The sequence below is a fragment of the Alkalibacterium psychrotolerans genome (assembly GCF_054784355.1).
On sequence record NZ_BAAGPH010000024.1, the window covers coordinates 1 to 24,876 of the forward strand.

22 protein-coding genes are annotated in these 24,876 nt (G+C 41.8%); 21 read left to right on the top strand and 1 reads right to left on the bottom strand.

The window, feature by feature from the left end; genetic code table 11:
• Positions 1-290: 290 nt before the first annotated feature.
• The 20 genes from rimP (at position 291) to dtd (ending at position 21,637) form a co-directional block, all read left to right on the top strand.
• Positions 291-761, top strand: a complete 471-nt coding sequence (rimP, locus tag ACYVLS_RS03705; RefSeq protein ID WP_460321368.1) for a ribosome maturation factor RimP — start codon at positions 291-293, stop codon at positions 759-761.
• Positions 762-799: 38 nt separating this feature from the next.
• Positions 800-2,221 (top strand): transcription termination factor NusA, encoded by a 1,422-nt coding sequence (nusA, locus tag ACYVLS_RS03710; RefSeq protein ID WP_460321370.1) that lies wholly within the window; start codon positions 800-802, stop codon positions 2,219-2,221.
• Between the two features lie 24 nt (positions 2,222-2,245).
• Positions 2,246-2,542 (top strand): RNase P modulator RnpM, encoded by a 297-nt coding sequence (gene rnpM / locus ACYVLS_RS03715; protein WP_460321372.1) that lies wholly within the window; start codon positions 2,246-2,248, stop codon positions 2,540-2,542.
• Positions 2,532-2,831 (top strand): YlxQ-related RNA-binding protein, encoded by a 300-nt coding sequence (locus ACYVLS_RS03720; protein WP_460321374.1) that lies wholly within the window; start codon positions 2,532-2,534, stop codon positions 2,829-2,831. Before rnpM ends, ACYVLS_RS03720 begins: the two co-directional genes overlap by 11 nt.
• Positions 2,832-2,852: 21 nt before the next feature.
• Positions 2,853-5,228, top strand: coding sequence for a translation initiation factor IF-2 (infB, locus tag ACYVLS_RS03725; RefSeq protein WP_460321377.1), 2,376 nt, complete (start codon positions 2,853-2,855; stop codon positions 5,226-5,228).
• A 27-nt stretch (positions 5,229-5,255) separates the two neighbouring features.
• Positions 5,256-5,612: a 30S ribosome-binding factor RbfA gene (gene rbfA / locus ACYVLS_RS03730; RefSeq protein WP_460321380.1), complete on the top strand. Its 357-nt coding sequence runs from the start codon at positions 5,256-5,258 to the stop codon at positions 5,610-5,612.
• A gap of 114 nt (positions 5,613-5,726) precedes the next feature.
• Positions 5,727-6,650 carry a tRNA pseudouridine(55) synthase TruB gene (gene truB, locus ACYVLS_RS03735; protein ID WP_460321383.1) on the top strand — a complete coding sequence of 308 codons (924 nt, stop codon included), beginning with the start codon at positions 5,727-5,729 and terminating at the stop codon, positions 6,648-6,650.
• A 3-nt stretch (positions 6,651-6,653) separates the two neighbouring features.
• The gene (locus ACYVLS_RS03740) at positions 6,654-7,610 is read left to right on the top strand and encodes a bifunctional riboflavin kinase/FAD synthetase (protein ID WP_460321386.1); all 957 of its coding nucleotides are present in this window, start codon (positions 6,654-6,656) and stop codon (positions 7,608-7,610) included.
• A gap of 128 nt (positions 7,611-7,738) precedes the next feature.
• A complete protein-coding gene (gene hrcA / locus ACYVLS_RS03745) occupies positions 7,739-8,767 on the top strand; it encodes a heat-inducible transcriptional repressor HrcA (RefSeq protein ID WP_460321389.1) in 1,029 nt (342 codons plus the stop codon).
• 22 nt (positions 8,768-8,789) lie between these two features.
• Entirely contained in the window at positions 8,790-9,362 is a 573-nt protein-coding gene (gene grpE / locus ACYVLS_RS03750) for a nucleotide exchange factor GrpE (protein WP_460321392.1), read from the top strand.
• Positions 9,363-9,392: 30 nt separating this feature from the next.
• Positions 9,393-11,228 carry a molecular chaperone DnaK gene (dnaK, locus tag ACYVLS_RS03755; protein ID WP_460321395.1) on the top strand — a complete coding sequence of 612 codons (1,836 nt, stop codon included), beginning with the start codon at positions 9,393-9,395 and terminating at the stop codon, positions 11,226-11,228.
• Between the two features lie 152 nt (positions 11,229-11,380).
• On the top strand, positions 11,381-12,544 hold the full coding sequence (gene dnaJ, locus ACYVLS_RS03760) for a molecular chaperone DnaJ (RefSeq protein ID WP_460321397.1): 1,164 nt from the start codon (positions 11,381-11,383) through the stop codon (positions 12,542-12,544).
• Between the two features lie 197 nt (positions 12,545-12,741).
• Positions 12,742-14,565, top strand: coding sequence for a translation elongation factor 4 (gene lepA, locus ACYVLS_RS03765; protein ID WP_460321400.1), 1,824 nt, complete (start codon positions 12,742-12,744; stop codon positions 14,563-14,565).
• Between the two features lie 155 nt (positions 14,566-14,720).
• Entirely contained in the window at positions 14,721-16,001 is a 1,281-nt protein-coding gene (locus ACYVLS_RS03770) for an HlyC/CorC family transporter (protein WP_460321403.1), read from the top strand.
• A gap of 21 nt (positions 16,002-16,022) precedes the next feature.
• Positions 16,023-16,646, top strand: coding sequence for a DNA-3-methyladenine glycosylase (locus ACYVLS_RS03775; RefSeq protein ID WP_460321406.1), 624 nt, complete (start codon positions 16,023-16,025; stop codon positions 16,644-16,646).
• Positions 16,647-16,659: 13 nt separating this feature from the next.
• Complete coding sequence (locus ACYVLS_RS03780; RefSeq protein WP_460321408.1) at positions 16,660-17,211, top strand: DUF3013 family protein; 552 nt, start codon at positions 16,660-16,662, stop codon at positions 17,209-17,211.
• The gene (prmA, locus tag ACYVLS_RS03785) at positions 17,189-18,142 is read left to right on the top strand and encodes a 50S ribosomal protein L11 methyltransferase (protein ID WP_460321411.1); all 954 of its coding nucleotides are present in this window, start codon (positions 17,189-17,191) and stop codon (positions 18,140-18,142) included. Before ACYVLS_RS03780 ends, prmA begins: the two co-directional genes overlap by 23 nt.
• A gap of 5 nt (positions 18,143-18,147) precedes the next feature.
• The gene (gene deoC / locus ACYVLS_RS03790) at positions 18,148-18,816 is read left to right on the top strand and encodes a deoxyribose-phosphate aldolase (RefSeq protein ID WP_460321414.1); all 669 of its coding nucleotides are present in this window, start codon (positions 18,148-18,150) and stop codon (positions 18,814-18,816) included.
• A gap of 136 nt (positions 18,817-18,952) precedes the next feature.
• Positions 18,953-21,166: a RelA/SpoT family protein gene (locus ACYVLS_RS03795; RefSeq protein ID WP_460321417.1), complete on the top strand. Its 2,214-nt coding sequence runs from the start codon at positions 18,953-18,955 to the stop codon at positions 21,164-21,166.
• Positions 21,167-21,190: 24 nt separating this feature from the next.
• Complete coding sequence (gene dtd, locus ACYVLS_RS03800) at positions 21,191-21,637, top strand: D-aminoacyl-tRNA deacylase (RefSeq protein ID WP_460321418.1); 447 nt, start codon at positions 21,191-21,193, stop codon at positions 21,635-21,637.
• 119 nt (positions 21,638-21,756) lie between these two features.
• Here the strand turns inward: dtd and ACYVLS_RS03805 are convergent, their stop codons facing one another.
• On the bottom strand, positions 21,757-23,079 hold the full coding sequence (locus tag ACYVLS_RS03805) for an N-acetylmuramoyl-L-alanine amidase (RefSeq protein WP_460321421.1): 1,323 nt from the start codon (positions 23,077-23,079) through the stop codon (positions 21,757-21,759).
• 488 nt (positions 23,080-23,567) lie between these two features.
• On the opposite strand from ACYVLS_RS03805, the gene hisS reads away from it, so the two are divergent.
• Positions 23,568-24,875 carry a histidine--tRNA ligase gene (gene hisS, locus ACYVLS_RS03810; protein WP_460321423.1) on the top strand — a complete coding sequence of 436 codons (1,308 nt, stop codon included), beginning with the start codon at positions 23,568-23,570 and terminating at the stop codon, positions 24,873-24,875.
• Position 24,876 lies beyond the last annotated feature (1 nt).

A 24,876-nucleotide genomic window follows, 5' to 3' on the forward strand; every position in this document is an offset into this window, starting at 1 on the left:
TTAATTAGAACTGACTTTCTCAAGCCTTTTAAAAGCTCGAACAGCAAAAAAGGCTTGAGAAAGTCAAAAACAATAAACTGCGTTTCAGATTTCTAGAATAAATTTCCGAGAATAGCTTTACACATACGATAAATCCGTTAAAGTTGCTATAAGGCGTGTATTATGGTACACTAAATAACGAATCGAGCGAGATAGACCGTGTAAAGAGTGAGCGAATCCGCTCACTCTTTTTCACAGCCTTGATGAATGCTGCAGAAGTGCGTACTCATTTGAGAGGAGAGTGACTGTATTTGAACACTATAGATAAAGTGAAATCACTGACCGAACCTATTGCAGAAGAATTAGGTTACGAATTAGTAGATGTTGAATATGTAAAAGAAGGTAAAAACTGGTTTCTAAGGTTGTATATTGATAAGGATAAAGGAATTGACCTGGATGACTGTGCGATCTTCAGTGAAAAAGTAGGTGAAAGACTTGACGCAATCGAGCCGGATCCTATTCCCCATGCCTATTACCTGGAAGTGTCATCACCCGGAGCGGAACGTCCGCTGAACACGGAAGAAGACATTAAAAAAGCTATAGGGAAATACATTAACGTCAAGCTGAATGCTCAGATAGACGGACAGGAAATGTACGAAGGTCATTTACAGTCTTTCGATGGTGAGACACTCGTAATGGAAGTCCAAGTAAAAGCTAGAAAAAAAGTGATGGAACTCCCTTATAGTCGAGTGACTAAAGCCCGATTAGCCGTAGAGTTTTAAAATAGAATCACATGAAAACCGAATAAAGGAGACAAAAAATGAGTAAAGAATTAGCAGCTGCTCTTGAAACACTTGAAAAGGAAAAAGGCATTTCCAAAGAAATAGTCATAGATGCCCTTGAAGCAGCTCTCGTATCTGCTTACAAGCGGAACTATGGAACATCTCAGAACGTAGAAGTGATTTTTGACGAAGACAATGGAGATATAACAGTCAACCAAGTCAAAGAAGTTGTCGAAGATGTGTATGATTCTCAACTTGAGATCAGTCTGGAAGAAGCAAGAGAACGAAACAAGGCGTACGAAGTCGGAGATAAAATCAAGTTCGAAGTGACCCCTAAGAACTTTGGTCGAATTGCTGCTCAGACTGCGAAACAAGTAATCATGCAGCGTATGCGCGAAGCGGAACGCTCAATCATTTATAATGAGTATATTGCTTATGCAGATGACTTGATGACTGGAACCGTTGAACGTCAGGACAACAAATTTATCTATGTAAATTTAGGAAAAGTCGAAGCCGTGCTGTCCAAGAGAGATCAGATTGAAAACGAAACGTACGCGACCCATGACCGTATAAAGGTTTATGTAAGTAACGTTGAAAATTCAACTAAGGGCCCGCAGGTTTTCGTATCACGCACACATCCTAATTTAATTAAACGTTTGTTTGAACAGGAAGTACCCGAAATTTACGATGGAATAGTTGAAATTGTCTCTATTGCTAGAGAAGCAGGGGACCGTTCTAAAATTGCAGTGACCTCTAAAGATGAAAATGTTGACCCGGTTGGTACGTGTGTCGGTCCTAAAGGGACACGTGTTCAGGCTATTGTAAATGAATTAAATGGCGAGAATATGGATATTGTCGAATGGGACAAAGATCCAGCAGTATTCATTAAAAATGCTTTGAATCCCGCACAGGTTGTCGATGTTCAGTTTGATAAAGATCAGCACTCTTGTGTGATTGTCGTACCGGATTACCAGTTGTCATTAGCTATTGGTAAACGTGGACAGAACGTTCGTCTGGCAGCAAAACTGACTGGGTTCAAGATTGATATTAAATCCGAATCCGATATGGAAGAAATGGAAGAGCAGGCCGATGAACTGAAAGACGACTCGTTTTTCGAAGCCCTGAATGAAGGCGAAGAAACTGCTGAGCAGGAAGTTGATCAGCTTACTGATTCTCCTTCTATCTTTGAAGAAAATACAGTTGAAGAACTTGATGAAGAATCTGTTTCTTCAACAGATGGAGCCTCCATTTTTGCGGAAGAAGGCAGTGAGTTAGACAATCAACCGGGAGAACCTGTAATGGAAACTGATTTTCAGTCAGGTGAATTGAATCCCAATGAGGCAGAAGATTTAATTGAAATTGCCGAAGAAAGAGATAACAGTGGTGAAGAAGAGGCTGTCGATGCGACAATGGATGAAATTGACGAAGCCACTTTTTCAGAAGACGATAAAGAAGTTTAGTCATCATAGTTAAGGTGGGTAAAGATGCAGAAGCGTAAAATACCGATGAGAAAATGTATAGCTTCTGGTGAAATGAAGCCTAAAAAAGAAATGGTCCGGATAGTAAGAGACAAAGAAGGACAGGTTTCAATTGATCCGACCGGCAAGAAAAACGGCCGAGGAGCATACATTTCGTTAGATGCTGACCTTGTTGAAAAAGCGAGAAAAAAAGGACTGCTTAATCAGGCGCTTAATGCGTCAGTTGAAGAAGAGTTCTATACTGAATTGCTGGACTATATCGACTATAGAAAAGCAAGAATGGAAATCGAAAATGAACAATAAACAGCGTGCCTTAAATCTGATAGGCATGGCTCAAAGAGCAGGCCAGCTTACTTCTGGCGAGTCACTTGTTCTAAAAGCCATACGGTCAGATCAGGCTAAACTAGTTGTACTGGCTTCTGACGCCAGTGATAATGCACGAAAACAATTTTTGAATAAGTGTGAGTATTATGATGTTGCTTTAGATACATCATTTTCTCGAGAAGAAATTTCTCACGCTTTGGGGAAGGAACGAACAGTATGCGCCCTTTTAGATAAAGGCTTTGTGCATTCCCTTCAAAAATTGCTATAAAATGAAGTGGAAGGTGATTAAATGGGCAAATTAAGAGTGTATGAATTCGCTAAGGAAAACAATGTGCCGAGCAAGAAAGTACTGGATGCAGCAAAAGGGCTGGGGATTAACTACAGCAGTCATATGTCTTCAATGAATGAAGGAGATGTACCTAAGCTTAAACAGGCTTTGACAGCACCTGCTAAAGAACAGAAAAAACCGGCCTCACAGCCACAGCAGAAAGCTCAGCACAAATCGAAACAGACACCTGCGAGCCAGAAGAAATCAGCTCCTGCAGATAAAGCAAATGCTAATCAGCGCAGAGATACAAACAATAAACAGCAGAAACAGAACAAGCCTGCGGATAATAGAAAACAAGGAAACAAAAAATCGAACGACAGTAAAGGACAATCTAATATAACTAAATCAAATACAAATTCATCATCAAAATCGAATAAGCCCAACAAGTCACAAGAAAAAAGCACATCAGCTGTACCAAAACGTACAACAGATGAAAAACAAAAGCAGCAGTTTGACAACAAGAAAAAACGTCATTCAAGACAGCACCGTGGTATCCATGGTGGACCTGGCGGAAGAAGACGCAAAGGTAAGAAGAATCAGCAGAAGGCTCAACCGAACCTGACTCCGCGTAAGCATAGAGAGTTGCCGGAAGTGCTGGAATACACTGATGGAATGACAATTGTCGAATTAGCTAAAAAACTTCACCGTGAACCTGCAGAGATTGTTAAGAAACTGTTTATGATGGGTGTAGTAGCCAATCAGAACCAGTCTCTTGACAAAGAAACGATTGAACTGCTTGCGGCAGAATACGGCATTGAGTCTGAAGAAAAAGTTCAAGTCGACCTGACCGACTTTGATACATTCTTCGATCAGGAAGTGGTTGAAGAAAACTTAGTAAGTCGTCCACCTACTGTTACAATTATGGGACACGTTGACCACGGTAAAACTACTCTTCTTGACACATTACGTCAGACAAATGTCACTGAAGGAGAAGCCGGCGGGATTACCCAGCATATCGGTGCCTATCAGGTAGAAGAAAATGGTAAACTGATTACGTTCCTGGATACACCAGGACACGCAGCCTTCACTACTATGCGTGCGCGTGGAGCTGACGTTACGGATATCGCCATTATTGTTGTAGCAGCTGACGATGGTGTTATGCCTCAGACGGTTGAAGCAATCAACCATGCTAAAGCGGCTGAAGTTCCAATTATTGTTGCAGTCAACAAGATAGACAAACCCGGAGCTAACCCGGACCGCGTTATGCAGGAATTAACTGAATACGGTCTGGTTCCTGAAGATTGGGGCGGCGACACTATCTTCGTACAAATCTCAGCCAAGTTTAACCAGAATCTGGATGAACTGCTTGAGATGATTCTGCTTGTATCTGAAGTGGAAGAATATAAAGCAGACAATAAACGTCTGGCTATCGGTACTGTTATCGAAGCGCGTCTGGATAAATCAAAAGGACCTATTGCAACCCTTCTTGTGCAAGGCGGCACGCTGCACCAGGGAGAGCCGATTGTCGTAGGCAACACCTTTGGGCGTGTTCGTACCATGACAAATGATAAAGGCCGACGCGTGAAGTCAGCTGGACCTTCTGCACCTGTTGAAATTACTGGTCTGAATGATACGCCTCAGGCTGGCGACCGCTTCGTTGTATTCGAAGACGAGAAAACAGCTAGACAGGTAGGAGAAGCTAGAGCTGCAGCGGCAGTTGATGCACAGCGTTCTACAACCAATAAAGTCACACTTGAAAACTTGTTTGACAGCCTGGAAGAAGGCGAACTGAAATCTGTTAACGTCATCGTAAAAGCCGACGTTCAAGGTTCTGTTGAAGCACTTGCTGCCAGTCTTGAAAAGATTGAAGTAGAAGGTGTTAAAATCAATATTATCCACACTGGCGTTGGTGCAATCAACGAAAGTGATATCACGCTTGCATCTGCAAGTTCAGCTATTGTCATTGGCTTTAATGTCAGACCGACAATCCAGGCGAACGAAAGTGCAGACAGAGAAGAAGTGGATATTCGAACACACCGCGTTATCTACGATGCCATTGATGAAATTGAAGCAGCGATGACAGGTATGCTTGATCCGGAATTTGAAGAAAAAGTGACTGGTCAAGCTCAGGTAAGAGAAACCTACAGTGTATCTAAAGTAGGTACAATTGCCGGTTGTTTCGTGACCGATGGTGTAATCAAACGAAGCAGTTCTATCCGTCTGGTAAGAAATGGCGTTGTTGTATTTGAAGGCGAACTGTCAAGTCTGAAACGCTTTAAAGATGATGCCAAGGAAGTCCGTAAAGGGTATGAATGTGGACTGACTATTGAAGGCTACAATGACATTAAAGTTGATGATGTCATCGAAGCATATGAAATGGTAGAAATTAAACGATAAGTATTATAAGAAGGACAGGTGAATACCATGCCGAATTATAGAGTAGGTAGAGTATCTCAGGAAATTCAAAAAGAAGTAACTGATATTCTGCGCAAACGTGTAAGAGATCCCCGAGTGGATGGTGTAACTGTAACTGGCGTTGATGTGACTGGTGATTTACAGCAGGCGACAATATTTTACAGTACCTTGGATGAAGAAGAAGCAAAAATAAAGGAAACACAACTTGGGCTGGATAAAGCCACCGGTCTTGTCCGCAAGGAACTGGGTAATCGACTAACCTTGTATAAAACACCGGAACTGACTTTCAAACGCGATGAATCAGTAGCTTACGGTAGTAAAATAGATGCATTACTCAATCAAATAAAAGACGACCAAGATGAATAAGCTTCTCTATGGTATAGTTGGGTAATCAATCATAAAGAAGAGAATCTTTGTTTTAATACATTGATTCTCTTTTCTTTTATGTAGTGTGTTAAATGTCTTCGGTTGGAGGGAATTATGGAAGGAATATTACCGATTTGGAAAGAAGCCGGCATGACAAGCCATGATGTCGTCTATAAACTTAGAAAGATTTTAAAGACGAAAAAGATTGGACACTCTGGAACACTCGATCCGGCAGTGGACGGTGTTCTTCCTGTAGCAGTTGGAAAAGCCACAAAAGTAATAGAATATATGGTTGATTCGGATAAAATATATAAAGGTGAAGTGACTTTAGGTATAGCCACATCCACTGAAGATGCGACGGGAGAAGTCGTTGACAGTAAAGCAGTTGAGTCTGACTTGAAGGAACAGCAGGTTGACGACATTCTCGATTCTTTTATCGGTGAAATCAGCCAGACGCCACCATATTATTCAGCTGTTAAAGTCAATGGCAAGCGTCTGTATGAATATGCACGTGAAGGGAAAGAGGTCGAAAGACCGACCCGGAAAGTGACCGTTAAGGAATTTAAACGCTTGTCCCCGCTACAATTTAATGAGGAAAACCAGACTGTATCGTTCACGTTTGAAGTTCTCTGCGGCAAAGGCACCTATGTCAGAACGCTGGCTGTGGATGCCGGGGCCAAACTGGGTTATCCGGCGCACATGTCACAGCTCACTAGAGAAGCCAGCGGTGGCTTTTCAGGGAGTGAAGCGTTAACGTTAGATCAGGTGAAGCTGTTAATGGAAGAAGGAATGGTTGAAGATACCCTATATCCATTGGAACATGCACTGAAAAGTCTGGCTGCCTATGAACTTTCAAGCGATGAATATGAGCTGGTCAGACACGGCTCGCGTCTGCCTAAACAGCAGTATCTGAAAGAAAACCAGGATAAACTGGTCTTTATGTATCAAGGGCAGGCTGTAGCCATTTACGGTCCGCATCCGACTAAAGAAGAGTTAATCAAACCGCTAAAAGTGTTAAAGAATGAATTGCAGGTGTAGAAAATGAAAATAATACGTGTTCACCATCCTTACAATATGGAAGATATCTACCAGGGAGACATTGTACTGGTGCTGGGTTTCTTTGACGGGGTTCATCGCGGTCATCAGGCCGTCATTAGACGAGGAATTGAAGAAGCCAAAAAAAGAAATATGAAATGTGCGGTCATGACATTTAACAGGCATCCGGCCTTTGTTTACAGATCGTTTGACCCGGACAATTTATCTTACCTGACTCCTCTTGACCGTAAAGAAAAAATAATCAGTGACATGGGGGTTGATATTCTTTATGAAGTGGATTTCACATCGAAATTCGGGCGCCTGTCTCCACAGGATTTTGTCGACCAGTATATAGTGAACTGGCAGGCTAAGGTTGTGGTGGCCGGTTTCGACTATACTTATGGCAAGGCCCATGTGGCCAATATGGATAATTTACACGCTTATGCCAAAGGTCGGTTTGACATAATAACAGTCAACAAAAAAATTGATGATCATGAAAAAATTAGTTCCACACGAATCAGACGCTACATCAGCGAAGGGAAGATAGATGAAGCCAACAAGCTGCTGGGGTATATTTATGAAATCAGCGGCTTCGTTATTCATGGGGATGCACGAGGCAGAGATCTCGGCTATCCAACGGCCAATATTTATCCTCATCCTTATGTAATGGTTCCAAAGCGAGGCGTATACTCCGTAAAGATGAAAGTGAACGGTAAATGGCATGATGGTATGGCTTCTATAGGCTATAACCCTACATTTGGCCACCGACCGAGTTATTCAATTGAAGTGCACCTGTTTGACTTCAGTGAAGAAATCTACGGGGAAGATGTCGTGGTGAAGTGGGTTGACTATCTTAGAGATGAAATCAAGTTCAACTCAGTGGAAGAACTGATTGAACGACTCGACCAGGATGAAATTGATGCAAAAAGCAGTTTATCAAAGGTCAAAATAAATCAGGTTTAATTGTTGACAGAGTGAGTACAATTTGATAAATTATAAATGTGTTAGCACTCGACTCTTTCGAGTGCTAATTTAATGAAGAGAAAACTCTTAAAGATTAATCTCTCTCTCAGTGCCAAGGAGTGATGCACGTGTTAACAAAGAGACAGATTGCCATACTGGATAGTCTGATTCAGCTGTATACATCAACGGGTCAGCCTATCGGGTCTAAAACCATTATGAATGAAGCCAGTATAGACGCGAGTTCTGCTACAATCAGAAACGAGCTGAGTTATCTGGAGCATTTGGGTTTTATTCAGAAGACTCATTCTTCTTCAGGTCGTATTCCATCCATGAGAGGGTACCGATATTATATCGATCATTTAGTGAAGCCCAGAGAGCTGACGAGTGAAAAAATTCAGCTTGTGAATGACATGCTCGGCAGTCGGGTTCAGCAAATGGATGATATCATGCATCAGTCCGCACAGTTGCTGTCGGAACTGACCAGTTACACAGCTATAGTACTGGGCCCCAAGGCTGAATACAGTCGCCTGACAGGCTTTCGGCTGCTGGCTTTGAATGATAACCATGTGATGGCTATCATACAGACAGATAAGGGAACAATCGAAAATCAAGTCTTTCGTCTGCCCAAGTCGATTGAAGAATCCGATCTCACAAAGGTCGCAAACATCTTTAATCATCACTTAGTCGGACTTCCATTAAATGAAGTAGCGAAAAAACTTGAAAGAGATATTCCATTTCTTATTCGAAAACACGCAGCCAACGCATCGGATATGTTCCTGACGCTTGAATCCATTTTTAATGCTTCTGCTGAAGACCGTTACCATATTTCCGGTAAAATGAATCTGCTGGATTTCTCAGAGGACATGGATAAGAAAAAACTCAAGTCCCTCTATGAACTGCTCGAAAACCAGGGTGATTTAAATGTGCTGATTAATGCCATGCAAAATGACTTTGATGTGAAAATTGGTGAAGAAATGAATAATGACTTGTTCACCAATTTCAGCTTAGTGACCGCAACCTATCAGGTGAGCGGGCATGGGCGCGGAACGTTAGCCATTTTAGGCCCGACGAGCATGTCTTACGATGAGACTTTTGGTGTTCTTGATGTTTTGAGAAAGCAGCTGACTCATACATTACTGAACTACTATCTAGAATAATTAAGAAATGAGGAAGGTATTCATGGAAGAAAAGGAAGAGCAGGAATTGACGAAAGATTCCAATGAAGAAGTAAACGAAACAAACGAAACGGTTCTGGAGTCAGAAGAAAGCGAACAGACGGTTGAAACAGAAATGGTTCCAGTAACTGCCCTCGAAGAAAAGCAGAAGGAACTTGACGAAGTAAACGACAAATATATTCGTCTGCAGGCTGAACTGGCTAACATCAGGAAAAGAAACCAGCGAGACCGTGAAGATTTACAACGATACAGTGCACAGTCTCTTGCCAAAGAATTGTTACCGGCTATAGATAATATCGAACGAGCATTAAGCATTGAAGTCGATACAGAAGCAGGTAATAATTTGAAAAAAGGAATTGAAATGGTGTATGCCAGTTTAATTCAGGCATTTGATAAAGAGAAAATTGAAATTATCGATCCGCTCGGTGAGCAGTTCGATCCAAATTTCCACGAAGCATATACTCAAGTACCGGCTGCTGAAGGTCAGGAAAGCAATGAAGTGGCTCAAGTATTTGAAAAAGGCTTCAAACTGCACGACAGAGTATTACGTGCAGCGAAAGTTTCAGTTACACTATAAAAATATAAGAAAGTTAAAGGTGATATAGATATGGGTAAAGTTATTGGTATTGATTTAGGAACAACAAACTCTGCAGTTGCAGTTCTTGAAGGTGGAGAAGCTAAGATTATCCCTAATAAAGAGGGAAATCGTACAACGCCATCTGTCGTTTCTTTTAAAAATGGAGAAATTCAAGTAGGGGAAGTAGCGAAGCGTCAGGCTATTACTAACCCGAACACAGTTATTTCTATTAAGCGACACATTGGTACAGATTATAAAGTTGAAGCTGAAGGAAAGTCATACTCACCTCAGGAAGTGTCTGCTTACATTCTGCAGCACCTGAAAGCATATGCAGAAGACTACCTTGGTGATGACGTAACGAATGCAGTTATTACTGTTCCAGCTTACTTCAATGACTCTCAGCGTCAGGCAACAAAAGACGCAGGTAAAATTGCGGGTCTTGAAGTAGACCGTATTGTCAACGAGCCAACTGCTGCTTCTCTAGCTTATGGTTTAGATAAAGTTGATAAAGATGAAAAAATCCTCGTATTTGACTTGGGTGGCGGAACATTTGACGTATCCATTCTTGAACTGGGCGACGGTGTATTCGAAGTTATGGCAACAGCTGGAGATAACCACTTAGGTGGAGATGACTTCGATGACAAGATTATTGATTACCTGGTTGCTGAATTCAAGAAAGAAAACGGCGTTGATTTAGGCAAAGACAAAATGGCTTTACAGCGTCTGAAAGATGCTGCTGAAAAAGCGAAAAAAGACTTGTCTGGTGTATCATCTACACAAATCAGCCTGCCATTCATCACTGCAGGAGAATCAGGTCCACTTCACTTGGAAATCACTCTGACACGTGCGAAATTTGATGAACTGACTGATGACCTTGTTGAACGTACTAAAAACCCTGTTCGCCAGGCACTTAAAGACGCTGGCATTTCCAAGTCAGAAATTGACGAAGTTATCCTTGTTGGTGGTTCTACTCGTATTCCAGCAGTTGTGGATGCAGTTAAAGCTGAAACAGGAAAAGACCCTAACCGTTCAGTTAACCCTGACGAAGTAGTTGCCATGGGTGCTGCTATTCAAGCAGGTGTTATTTCCGGTGAAGTTAAAGATATCGTATTGCTTGACGTTACTCCACTGTCACTAGGTATTGAAACAATGGGTGGCGTATTTACTAAACTGATTGACCGCAATACAACGATTCCAACAAGCAAATCTCAAGTATTCTCTACAGCTGCAGACAACCAGCCTGCTGTTGATGTACACGTTCTTCAAGGTGAACGTCCAATGGCTAAAGACAACAAAACACTTGGTCGTTTCCAGTTGACGGATATTCCACCTGCACCACGTGGTGTACCTCAGATTGAAGTATCGTTTGATATCGATAAAAACGGTATTGTAAATGTGTCTGCAAAAGACCTGGGTACTGGTAAAGAACAGAAGATCACCATCAAATCATCATCCGGCTTGTCTGATGAAGAAATTGAACGCATGGTGAAAGAAGCAGAAGAGAATGCAGAAGCTGATAAACAGCGTAAAGAAGAAGTTGAACTGCGCAATGAAGCAGATCAGTTAGTATTCCAAATTGACAAGACGCTTAAAGAGCTTGAAGGAAAAGCGGATGAAGCAGATGTCAAGAAAGCTGAAGAAGCTCGTGATGAACTGAAAGTGGCCTTGGAAAATGATGACACAGAAGAAATCAAAGCTAAGCGCGATGCATTGAATGAAATCGTTCAGGAAATGTCTGTGAAATTATATGAACAAGCTGCTGCTCAACAAGAAGCAGAAGGAGCACAGGGCGAAGCGCAAGCTGACTCAAATGCTTCTGATGACGTAGTCGATGCTGAGTTTGAAGAAGTAGACGACGAAGAATAATTGAAGTAAGACAGTCAGAAGAAGAAAGCACTTAGCATACCAAGTAAAAGTGCTTTCTTTCTTTTTTCGGTTAATTAACGTAAAGTTGGTTTGACCGACTGAACTGGCAACTTGTTTATACACGAGAGTTTGAGTAGTTATGGAGGAATACTATGGCACAGAAAGAAGATTTTTATGATCTGCTGGGCGTATCGAAAGATGCTTCTAAAGATGAAATAAAGAAAGCGTACCGGAAACTATCTAAAAAACATCACCCTGATATTAGTGACGACCCCAATGCGGATGAAAAATTCAAAAAAATATCTGAAGCATATGAAGTGCTGAGTGATGAGCAGAAACGAGCAGCCTATGATCAGTATGGTCATGCTTCGACTGATCCTAACTTTGGAGCCGGTGGTGGCTTCGGGGGTGGCTTTGGCGGAGGTCAAGGCGGCTTCGGAGGCGGATTCGAAGATATATTCGACCAGTTCTTCGGTGGTGGCGGATCACGTCGTCGCAACCCGAATGCTCCGCGACAAGGTGAAGACTTACAGTACGTAATGGACCTTGAATTTGAAGAAGCGATTTTCGGCAAAGAAACTACCATTCGCTATAACAGAGAAGAAGAATGCGAAACGTGTGATGGCTCTGGTGCGAAACCGGGAACCAGCCCTCAGACTTGTTCGCAATGTCACGGCGCGGGTGCTGTGAACATGGAAAGAAACACACCGTTTGGACGAGTAATGACGCAACAGACATGTCCAACGTGTAATGGTTCCGGACAGGAAATCAAAGAAAAATGTACTGTCTGTCACGGTTCAGGACACACGAAAAAGCAGAATTCTGTTAAAGTAACAGTGCCTGCAGGTGTAGAAGACGGCAACCAGATGCGTCTTCAAAACCAGGGAGATGCCGGAGTTAATGGCGGACCTTATGGTGATTTATATGTAGTTTTCCGAGTCAAGGCTTCGGATATATTCGATAGAAGAGGCTCTGAGATATACTATGAACTGCCTTTAAATGTTGTTCAGGCAACACTGGGCGATGAGCTGGAAGTACCGACCGTGCATGGTAAAGTTAAATTTAAGGTACCGGCAGGCACGCAACCAGGCACAACGTTCCGACTGAAAGGAAAAGGTGCACCGAGACTGCGAGGCACTGGCAACGGTGATCAGCACATTAAGGTTAAGGTTGTTATTCCTAAGGAACTGACTCAAGAACAAGCAGAACACTTGAGACAGTTTGCGTCAGCCGGTGACTATAAAGAAGTGGTCGAACAGGGAGACAGTTCGTTTTTTTCAAAAGTGAAAGACGCATTTAAAGATAAAAGCAAATAATGGAGAGGGAAACGCATGTGATTCACGTATGCTGTTTCCCTTTTTTTGCAGAAAGGGTGATAGCTGAAGAGCTTCCGGCTGATTTTGTTCACATTAGTCTTCTAATCTAGTGGAATCTTCACATGTGATTGTACTCTTTTCTAATCGTTGGTATAATAGTAAGGAATGTTTTTAAGAGGAATGAGGAAAGAATAGCAATGGATAAAAAACAAGCACGTGAACGACAAAAACAGATTCGAAATTTTTCAATTATTGCGCATATTGACCATGGTAAATCCACTTTAGCGGATAGAATTCTGCAGATGACACATACTGTAGCAGACCGTGAAATGCAGGAACAGCTTCTGGATTCTATGGACCTTGAAAGAGAACGTGGTATCACTATTAAGTTAAATACAGTAGAAGTATTGTACACGGCCAAAAACGGTGAACAGTACATTCTTCACCTGATTGATACCCCAGGACACGTCGACTTCACTTATGAGGTCTCAAGAAGTCTGGCAGCTTGTGAAGGAGCCGTTCTGGTTGTAGACGCTGCTCAAGGTGTAGAAGCACAAACCTTAGCCAACGTCTATCTTGCTTTGGATAATGATCTGGAAATTCTACCAATTATCAACAAAATTGATTTACCGGCAGCTGATCCTGAGCGCGTGAGAAAAGAAGTCGAAGACATTATCGGTCTCGATGCCAGCGAAGCTGTTCTCTCAAGTGCAAAAACTGGGATCGGTATTGAAGAGATTTTAGAACAAATTGTTGAAAAAATACCTGCTCCTCAAGGGGACATTGACAATCCATTAAAAGCTCTTATATTTGATTCAGCCTATGACTCGTATAGAGGTGTGGTATTAAATATTCGTGTCATGGATGGGACCTTGAAAAAAGGTGACACAATCAAGCTGATGAATAACGGCAAGACCTTTGATGTTACTGAAGTCGGTGTCTTTTCACCTAAACCAATTGAACGTGAGGCGTTAATGGTTGGTGATGTGGGCTATGTTACTGCTAATATTAAAACAGTCAAGGATACACAGGTCGGGGACACCTTGACACTGGCCAATAATCCAACGGATAAAGCCTTGCCTGGTTACCGTCAGATGAATCCGATGGTCTTCTGTGGTATGTATCCGACCGACTCTGCACGATACGAAGATCTGCGTGAGGCACTTGAACGCCTGCAGCTTAATGATGCTGCCTTACAGTATGAAGCAGAAACATCTCAAGCTTTAGGCTTCGGTTTCCGTTGCGGCTTCTTAGGCATGCTTCACATGGATGTTATTCAGGAACGTCTGGAACGCGAATTTAACCTGGACCTAATTACGACCGCTCCGTCTGTTATCTATCATATTAATAAGACTGACGGTGAAATGGTAGAAGTATCCAATCCGGCTGATATGCCTGAACCGCAGGAGATTGAATCAGTTGAAGAACCGTATGTTAAAGCAACGATTACTGTTCCAAATGATTACGTTGGCGCCGTAATGGAAATTGCTCAGAAAAAACGTGGGGATTTCATTACGATGGAATACTTGGATGATATCCGTGTCAATGTCATGTATTACATGCCATTATCCGAAATTGTATATGATTTCTTTGACCGTTTGAAATCAAGCACCAAAGGTTATGCTTCACTTGATTATCAGGAAGCAGGCTATCGCGTCAGCAACCTGGTCAAAATGGATATTCTTATCCATGGTGAGAAAGTGGATGCCCTCAGCTTTATCGTGCACAAGGACTTTTCATATTCTCGTGGCCGCTCGGTAGTAGAGCAGCTGAAGCAGACAATTCCGCGTCAGCAGTTTGAAATCCCTATTCAGGCAGCTATCGGTCAGAATATTGTCTCACGGTCCACAGTTAAGGCCTACCGTAAGGACGTTACGGCTAAACTGTACGGCGGAGACGTTACACGACGTCAGAAACTCTTGAAGAAACAAAAAGCCGGTAAGAAGCGCATGAAAAATGTTGGTAACGTGGAAATCCCACAAGAAGCCTTCATGAGCGTATTGAATCTGGACGAAGATTAAATTATTCAACTTTATAAATCTTACTGCCACTCCTGGACAGCCTGGAGTAGCAGTAAGATTTTTTACTGTAACGCTCTGTAGTTGAAATAGTCTCAGATTTAATAAGAATATGCTATAATTAATAGGACATTATACAAAAGCAGGGAGATAGGTTAATGGATAATGAAAGTCTTAGGAGTATTTTATTACTGGTCATTTTAGTAGTCATGTCAGCTTACTTTTCATCTTCAGAAACAGCGTTTACGTCGGCCAATCGTATTCGACTAAAAAATGAGGCAGAAAACGGCGATGACCGGTCTGAAAAAACGTTGAAACTGACAGAGAATTTTGATGCAGTGCTGTCAACCATTCTCATCGGCAATAACATTGTTAACATTGCCATGTCAGCAATTGCAACGCTCCTGTTCGTCGGATGGTTTCCTGTCTACGGACCTACTATTGCCACTTTAGTGATGACTGTTATTATCCTGATTTTTGGAGAAATAACACCAAAGACAATTGCTAAAGAAAAGAGCGAGCAGATGGCAAAGAGCGCCACACCCATTCTTCATTTTCTGATTCTTTTATTCAAGCCGGCACTCTGGCTGCTTCAGAAGTGGAAAGTGATGCTGGATAAGCTATTTAATTTTGAAGGCGATCAGATAATCAGCGAAGATGAGCTGTTGTCAATCGTCGACGAAGCGGAGAGTGGGGGAAGCATTGAAGACCATGAGCATCAGCTGGTTCGGTCTGCCATCGAATTCGATGATCTCGAGGTTTCATCCATACTAATGCCCCGGGTAGACGTAGTGGGCTGTGAACTGGATACGCCTGACGAGGAAATCGAAGAACTTTTCATGACACATAACTATTCCAGACTTATCGTCTATGATGATACCATTGATGATATCATCGGTGTTCTTCACGAAAAAGATTTCAACCGGTATCTTAAAGCCAAACGCATAGATGGCAAGAATCCTTCCTTGCTGGCTATTATTAAAGATGTGATGTTTGTTCCGCCGATAATGAATTTATCCAAGCTTCTAAGAACAATGCAGTTAAAGAAAACGCATATGGCGGTAGTGACAGATGAACACGGTGGAACCATTGGTATAGCAACAATGGAAGATGTTTTAGAGGAGCTTGTCGGTGAAATTTGGGATGAATACGACATCATCGAAGAAGAAATTGAAGAAATCATCGAAGGCAAGCGGTATAAGGTGAAAGGGACAGTCAATCTTGATAAACTGTTTGATATGTTTGGGATTAATGAATCATCCAGTTATGTCTCTAATACGGTCAGCGGCTTTGTTATTGAAGAAATGGGCCAGTTTCCCGAAGATGGGGATCAGTTCAACTACCATAATATGCAGGTGACTGTAACCCAGGTTCGTAACAGGCGAGTACTTGAAATACAGATTGATTATTCACCTGACGCAAAAGAAGACGAAGAGTAGTAGGAGTGATTAAAGGAAATAATGGACTGTTTGAATGATAATCGTTTATCAACGGTAGAAGTGGCTGAATCTTTATTAGGAAGCCTCCTGATCAGTACCAAAGATGGCCAGCTGACTTCCGGCTGGATTGTGGAGACTGAGGCTTATTTAGGCAAAGTTGACGAAGCCTGTCATAGTTTCGCCGGGAAACAGACACCGCGACTGATGTCCATGTATGAGGATGCCGGCACTGTTTATGTGTATAGAATGCATACGCATCATCTGTTTAATGTTGTCACCCGTTCCAGAACTGAGCCTCAGGCAGTTCTTGTGCGTGCTATTGAGCCGTTGGATGGAGAAGATATCCAGCAAGTTAGAAGAGGGAAATCGGGCATGGAGATGACTAACGGACCTGGAAAGCTTGCTAAGGCTCTCGGTATAACAATGGACGACAACGGATCTAATGTTTATGAACCGACAGTGATGATTGACCCCAGACGTAAAAGAATACCTGCAGTCGTTGAAAAGTCCGCCCGTATTGGCATTCCGAATAAAGGAAAATGGACGGAGGAACTGCTTCGGTACAGTGTTAAAGGAAATCCGTACGTCTCCAGAAAAAAAGGAAAAACTGAGATAGATAACGGCTGGGAAGCTGTGTTAAACTAGAGGAGGAACAAATATGACTGAAAGTTTATCAAATTATATCGATTCAGAACTGAAAGATGTGCTACCTAATTTTAAATGGCGCCTGGTAAAAAACAGCAAGAAAAAACTTATCGAGCTCTATATTACTTTCGGAGTTGAGACAGATGAAAAAATTCAGGTTCAGGACTCCCTTGGGCAGAATAATGAACCGGGAAAAGTGCAGTTTGAAGATGTCATCTGTTTTTATGATCCGGCTTATTCACATGTTAAGCCTCAAAATTATCTGACTGCCACCGCTTTTGACAGTAACACAGGCATTGAAAAGGGCTTTGTTGATGTGATTTTAAGGCAGTTAAATCTTACAACCAAACAAGGTATGGTAGAGTTGCGTGAATTTTTACTAGACGATTATGCAGGTGAATACAAACTTGTCTGGAATGAAAACAATGTGGATACGTTAGTCAAGACGATGAAGGATACGGGTAGATACGATGAAGAAAAACTGATGATGGATTTTGATGAAGACCTGTCATTTTTTGAAAAAATTAAAAAGGATGACGACTATGACGGCGTGGAAAGAGTTTAGCGTTACGATAACTAACGAATCAGCGGAAGCAGTCACCTCAATTCTTACAGAACTGGGTTCAGCTGGGGTATCAGTAACAGACAGAAATGATTTCCTTAATCTCCCGGAATATGGTCATGATACATTGTGGGAGCTGAATGAAGCTGATTTTCCGGAAAATGGGGTATTGATCAAAGGCTACTTCACGGAGTTCGATGACTTAGAGGAAATCGAAAAAAGTCTAAAGAAAAAAATTGCAGATCTGACTGAATATGGACTGTCTGTCAGTGGGTTTACGGTGAAAGTTGCTGATGTGAAAGAAGAAGAATGGGCGACCGCCTGGAAGAAATATTATTTTCCGGTTCCGGTCACACGTTTTATGACCATTGTTCCACAGTGGGAGGAGTACACACCAAAGTTTGAAGATGAACGGGTCTGTTATTTGGATCCCGGTCTGGCTTTTGGAACGGGGACCCATCCGACAACACAGCTGTGTATTCAGGCACTGGAATCAGCAGTCAGAAAAGAACACACTGTTTTTGATGTAGGTACCGGCTCTGGTGTTCTATCCATTGTCAGTGCCCTTTATGGAGCGGATACAATTAAGGCATATGACCTTGATGAAGTGGCGGTCAAGTCTGCTAAAGACAATATGGCCCTGAACCATCTGGATAAAACGATTGAGGTGCAGGCAAACAACTTACTTAAAGGGATTGAGGATAAAGCAGACATCATAGTCGCCAATATTCTTACCGAGATTATTATCCCATTTGTGCCGGATGCTTATGCTCATCTTAATGATGATGGGCTCTTCATATGCTCAGGCATTATTGAAAGCAAAAAGAATGACGTTATTAATGAATTAAAAAAATATGACTTTGAAATACTGCAGGTGAACCAGATGAAAGACTGGATTGCAATTATTTCAAAAAAAGAAAATAAGGACGTGTAAATATAATGGAAAAAATTGAAAAATATCTAGACCACACAGTACTAAAGCCTGAATCAACAGATTTGGATATTCAAAAAGCCTGTCTGGATGCAAAGAAATATGACTTTAAAGCTGTCTGCATTCAGCCTATGTGGGTCAAGTATACAGCTGACATGCTGAAAGGGTCTGACGTAAATACTTGTACAGTTATCGGATTCCCTCTTGGAGCTAACACATCTGACGTGAAAGCTTATGAAGCGAAACAAGCCGTTAAAGACGGTGCTGTTGAAGTGGATATGGTTATTAATATTGGCGCAATTAAGAGTGAAGATTTTTCTCTTGTTCATGATGACATTAAAGCAGTTGTAGATGCAGTCAAAGGCAAAGCAATTGTTAAAGTTATAATTGAAACATGTCTGCTAACAGAAAATGAAAAAGTTCGCGCATGTGAAATATCCAAACGGGCTGGCGCAGATTTTGTAAAAACATCAACTGGCTTTTCAACAGGTGGAGCGACAGTGGAAGACATCAAACTGATGCGCGAAACGGTTGGTAAAGAGATGGGCGTAAAAGCTTCAGGAGGAGTCCGCTCACTCGAAGATGCCAAGGCAATGATTGAAGCTGGTGCAACGCGTATTGGTACATCCAATGGCGTCGCTATCGTAGAAGGAAAAGAAGCAACAGAGTCTTACTAAGACGGTTCATTCTGCATTGTTGAAGTATCAGTAAAAAAGCTATATAATAAAGTAAGGACTGACCAGCACTTTAATGAGTGCTGGTTTTCTTATCATTTAATTAATTAAAGACCCTTATAGAATGAAGGTGAAACACGTGTCTCAAAATAAAGATTATACTCCTCAGGAAGTCATCGCACTGTGTCTGACATATATGAACAGTGAACATGTTTCCTTTGTAAAAAAAGCATTTGACCTTGCTGATGAAGCGCACAGTGGCCAGATGAGGAAATCCGGCGAATCCTTTATCATGCACCCTGTTCAAGTGGCTGGCATCCTGGCAGAATTGCGTATGGATCCGGTGACGGTTGCGACAGGTTTTCTTCATGATGTTGTGGAGGATACGGATTACACGTATCAGCAGATATCTGAACTGTTTTCTCCCGAAGTAGCCGATCTGGTAGATGGCGTAACGAAGTTGGGTAAACTTAAGTTCAGATCGAAAAAAGAGCACCAGGCGGAAAATCACCGTAAAATGCTTCTTGCTATGGCGCAGGACGTCCGTGTGGTACTGGTTAAGCTGGCAGACCGTCTGCACAATATGCGGACGCTTAAGCATCACCGGCCCGAGAAACAGAGAGAAATAGCCAAAGAAACGCTGGACATCTATGCACCACTTGCCGATCGTCTCGGTATTAACCGGATGAAATGGGAACTGGAAGACACATCATTGCGCTATTTAAACCCGCAGCAGTATTACCGCATCGTTCATTTGATGAATTCAAGAAGAGAAGACCGGGAAAGGTACATTGAAGATGCTAAAAATGCTATTCAGAAATCCGTTGAAGAGTTAGAAATAGAGGCACAGATTACTGGTCGCCCGAAGCATATCTACTCAATTTACAAAAAGATGAAGAGTCAGAAAAAACAGTTTACTGAAATTTATGACTTGCTGGCCATTCGGATTATCGTTGATTCTATTAAAGATTGTTATGCTGTATTAGGGGCAATCCACACAAGATGGAAACCGATGCCTGGGCGCTTTAAAGATTATATAGCGATGCCTAAAGCCAACATGTATCAGTCATTGCATACCACCGTTCTTGGACCGAATGCTACACCACTGGAAGTGCAGATTCGAACCAAAAAAATGCACGAAATTGCCGAATACGGGGTAGCTGCTCATTGGGCTTACAAGGAAGGTATTTCCAAAAAGCTGGACAACGATGAATTAAGCCAGCATATTTCCTGGTTTAGAGACATTCTGGAACTTCAAAGTGAATCTAATAATGCCAGTGACTTTATGGATTCGATTAAACAGGATATCTTTAAAGATAAAGTTTATGTATTCAGCCCGAAAGGTGACGTTATGGAGCTGCCTTCAGGGTCAAGTACACTGGACTTTGCCTATCATGTACACACAGAAGTCGGCAATAAGTCCATGGGTGCAAAAGTAAACGGGAAAATCGTTCCTTTAAACTACAAACTTAAAACGGGTGACATTGTTGAAATGCTGACGTCGTCCAGCTCTTTCGGTCCTAGTCGAGACTGGCTCAATTATGTGAATACATCCAAAGCTCAGAATAAAATCAAGCGATTCTTTAAGACTCAGGAAAAAGAAAAGAATGTTGAACGAGGAAAAGAGACGCTTGAAAGACTATTAACCGAGATGGACTTTAATCCGAAAGACATTCTAAAAAAAGAAAACGTAAAAAGAGTAGCAGAGCGATTCAATTACACCAATAATGATGATTTGTACGCTGCCATTGGGTATGGAGAAGTCAAAAGTGCGACGGTCGCTAATCGACTAACTGACAAGGCACGTAAGGACAGAGAGAAAGAACAAATTCAACTTGATGAAACGACTGGAAACATTGAGTTGAAAAACAAGAAAGAACCGGAAAAAATGAAGATTCGCCATGAAGGTGGAGTCGTCATTCAAGGTGCCGATAATTTGCTTATAAGGTTAAGCAAATGCTGTAATCCTGTACCTGGAGACCAGATTGTCGGTTACATTACCCGTGGAAGAGGGGTATCCATACACCGTAAAGACTGTCCGAACATCCAAGGAACTGAAGATCAGCGAAACAGGCTGATTGATGTGGAATGGGAATCAACCGATGCTAAGAAAGAATATAATGCTGAACTTCAAATTGAAGGTTACGACCGTTCAGGTTTCCTTAATGAAATCCTCCAAGTCGTAAATTCGCAGACAAACAAGTTGAGTAATATCCATGGTAAAGTGGATAAAAATGGAACAGCCATTATCAAAGTAACGATTGGCATTCAGAACTTACGAGAACTGGAACAGATTGTAGACAAAGTCAAAACAGTTCCGGATGTCTATTCGGTGAAGCGGATTACCTCTTAAACTATTTTGAACAGGAGTTTTAACGTGAGAGCAGTCATTCAACGAACAACTGGAGCAAGTGTAAAAGTGGAGGGCGAAGTGACCGGTCAGATAGAGACGGGTCTTGTTGTCCTGTTAGGCGTAGAAGACGCAGATACGGTTGAGGATGCGGATTACCTGGCGCGTAAAATAGCCAATATGCGTATTTTTGAAGACGAGAACGAAAAGATGAACCGCTCACTAAGTGATGTTGAAGGATCAGTCTTATCAATATCCCAATTTACATTACATGCTGATACGAAAAAAGGAAACCGGCCGTCCTTTACTAAAGCGGCAAAGCCTGATAAAGCCGATGAACTTTATGATTATTTCAATAAACAACTCAGAGAACTGAATGTACCTGTAGAGACTGGGTCATTCGGTGCTCATATGTCCGTTCAGTTATTGAACGATGGTCCAGTTACAATTATTATCGATTCCAAAAATAAATAGAATATGACTAAAGGCCGTGCCCCTCTGAAAGAGAGTCACGGCCTTTAATTTTTCTTTTAACAGTTTTACCTGATTTATTCAGATGACTAAATGTTCCCGCTAATCTTCCCGGTACTCCCTTATGGTCTGAAGTACTGATTGATTCCTTGGAAGATAGCATCCGCAATAGTCTGATGATAGTGATCAGTATTGATTATGCTGATATCATAATCGTGATTCATATACCCTAGTTCTAGAAGTACTGCCTTCTGCCCATTATTTCTCAATACAAAGAAATCGCCTTGTCTAACGCCGTTGTTTTTAAGTGGACCATTATTAGTTAAATAATTATTTATTGACTCAGCCAGTTCTTTCTCTGCAGCTGAATGATAATAGGTGGTCGTTCCGGACATTGTATTCGGAACTTCTACTGCATCATAATGGACACTGATAAAGGCATCTGCCTGTGCACGATGGGCATAGTAGACCCGGTCGTTTAATGTAATGAAGCTGTCATCATCTCTCGTTAAAATAACATTCGCTCCGGCATTCTGAAGACGATTTGCAAGGTGGAGAGAGGTTTTCAGAGCTATATCGGCTTCTGTAAACGAACCGTTTGGTGCTACAGCTCCAGGATCCTTGCCGCCATGTCCCGCATCAATAACGATAGTAGCTTCAGCAAGAGTCGCCACATAAGAGGATGAGGTATCCGGCTCGACAGGTTGAACAGCAACTTCAGCGGGTTCAGTGAGCCAGCTTGCTATATATACCTGTGTGCCGTTTTCTAATTCAATTTTATACCAGTCATTCACTTCTTCCAGAACTTCAAACTCTGTCAGTTCAGTTAGAGTGGATATCACAGCTGAAGTAGTATTCGGTTCGGCGCGTACATTTGTCGGAGCCATGCCTGCTTTAATACGCTGTTTTTCAGAAGTCTCAACGGTTTGATCAGCAATGACTTCTTCGTCTGTTCGTTCGATATAATTTTCATGAATCCAGGCCACTCTGTTATTGTAAAGAATCTGTACCCAGTTGTTCTCAGAATAAAGAATCGGGTACTCATCATTTAAAAATACAGTGCCAATAATGGCTGAATCAGTAGAAGAGAATTGGCGGACGTTGACCTCACTGGCCGTTATTCTTCCAACTACTCTGTTGGCAACCGATACTTCTTCGTTTTCAACCAGCCAGCTGGCCACCCAGCCTATCTCATTATTTTCAGACCGAACCTTGTACCACTGATTTTCTTCACCTAGTATAGTCAGCTGATCATCCTCATGTACCTGAGTGAGGATTTCATGCGACAAACCAGGACCATAGCGTACATTGAGAGTGCTGGCGAGCACAGTGACTTTGTTTTCGTTGGCCAAAACAGCCAGTGACCCCAGCATAAGCATAAGCAGACCAATTACCAGTATGAGAAATGTTTTTCTAGTCAAATGTTTATTTGCCAGAGAATTCAATATGTACCCACCTCCAGAACTTAGTTTGTTTTAATTATACTTCTTTTATGACAATTTTAGCAATCTTTTTTTAAAATGATTGGGTTGTGCTTATTTTACATTATACTTGTTTTTGCACTGACATTTCAACGTTAATATGTAAGGGATTACATGAAAAGAGGTGTATTGACTTTCAAAAACCTTTCTTGTAAGCTTGTAAGCAGAAGTAAATACACATCCGCAATGAGGACTGCAAATCAAAAGGCTTTTCAGAGACGGATCTCCTCGGCTGAAAGAGATCTGAAGCAACTGGATTGAATGACACCTTATAGGAATGATAAGGAGACTTATCACGTGAGAGCGTTATATCTGTTGAGAGAAAGTCTAGCGGCTTTCTGAACTAAGGTGGCACCACGTGAAAACCTGACACGTCCTTTTTCTATTCGTCTGAGAATAGGAAGGGATTTTTTTTATGCACTGATAAACGTTTACATGAGTGGAGGATAAATATGAATTACCAGAAACTAAAAGGAACAGCTGATTTACTACCGGAGGATACGGTGAAATGGCAGCATGTTGAAGAGAAAGCATTGAACTTGCTTAAAAAATACCGTTTTGATGAAATCAGAACACCGATGTTTGAGCAACTTGAATTGTTTGCCCGTGGGGTAGGGGAAACAAGTGATATCGTGACAAAGGAAATGTATGATTTCTTTGATAAAGGAAAGCGTCATATTGCACTCCGACCTGAAGGGACGGCCGGTGTTGTTCGGTCCTTTGTAGAGAATAAGTTATATGGTCCTGAGTATCAGAAACCGACCAAACTGTTTTATATCGGTCCGATGTTCCGTTATGAACGTCCTCAGAGCGGGAGGCAACGCCAGTTCCATCAATTGGGTGTGGAAGTCTTCGGCAGCAAAAATCCGTCTACTGATGTGGAGACTATGCTGTTGGCCATGGACTTATTCAGACAATACGGCATTGACGATTTGACTCTTGTCATAAATTCGCTTGGAAGCAGTTCATCTCGCCAAAAATACAGAAAAGCGTTAATAGACTACCTTGAACCTCACTTTGATCAGTTAAGCCAGGATTCTAAAGAGCGCTTGCACAAAAATCCGCTTAGAGTGCTTGACAGTAAAGACAAAAAAGACAAGGAAATCGTAAAAGATGCCCCTTCTATACTCGACTATTTAGATGACGAGTCACAGAAACATTTTGAGACGGTTAAAACTATGCTTGAAGACTTGTCCATACCGTACGTGATTGACACGAATATGGTGAGAGGTCTAGATTATTACAATGACACAATTTTCGAAATCATTACCACTAATCCTAAATTTGGTGCTAATGCGACCATTTGTGCTGGGGGACGCTATGACGGCCTGGTCGAAGAGGTAGGTGGACCTGCAACTTCCGCATTCGGTTTCGGCTTTGGGCTAGAGCGACTGATTCTGCTGCTTGATCACATGGATTACAGCTTCCCGGAAACTAACCCTCTTGATGCTTTTATTGTAACCATAGGAGAAAAGGCAAACAGTGAAGCCAATAGACTGGCTTTCCACTTGAGACAGCAGGGACAGTCTGTTGAAAGAGAATTTATGAACCGAAAACCTGCTAAACAATTCAAAACAGCCGATAAAATGAAGGCTGCAAATGTTTATATACTCGGGGATACTGAAATTGAGCAAGGAATAGTCCAAGTCAAAAATCTACAGTCCGGTATTCAGAGTGAAGTAGCTTTGACTGACTTGTACAGTGAGTTTGAACGGACTATGAGTAAGCTTGAAAGTAACTTGAAAAGAGAGGAAGATTAGA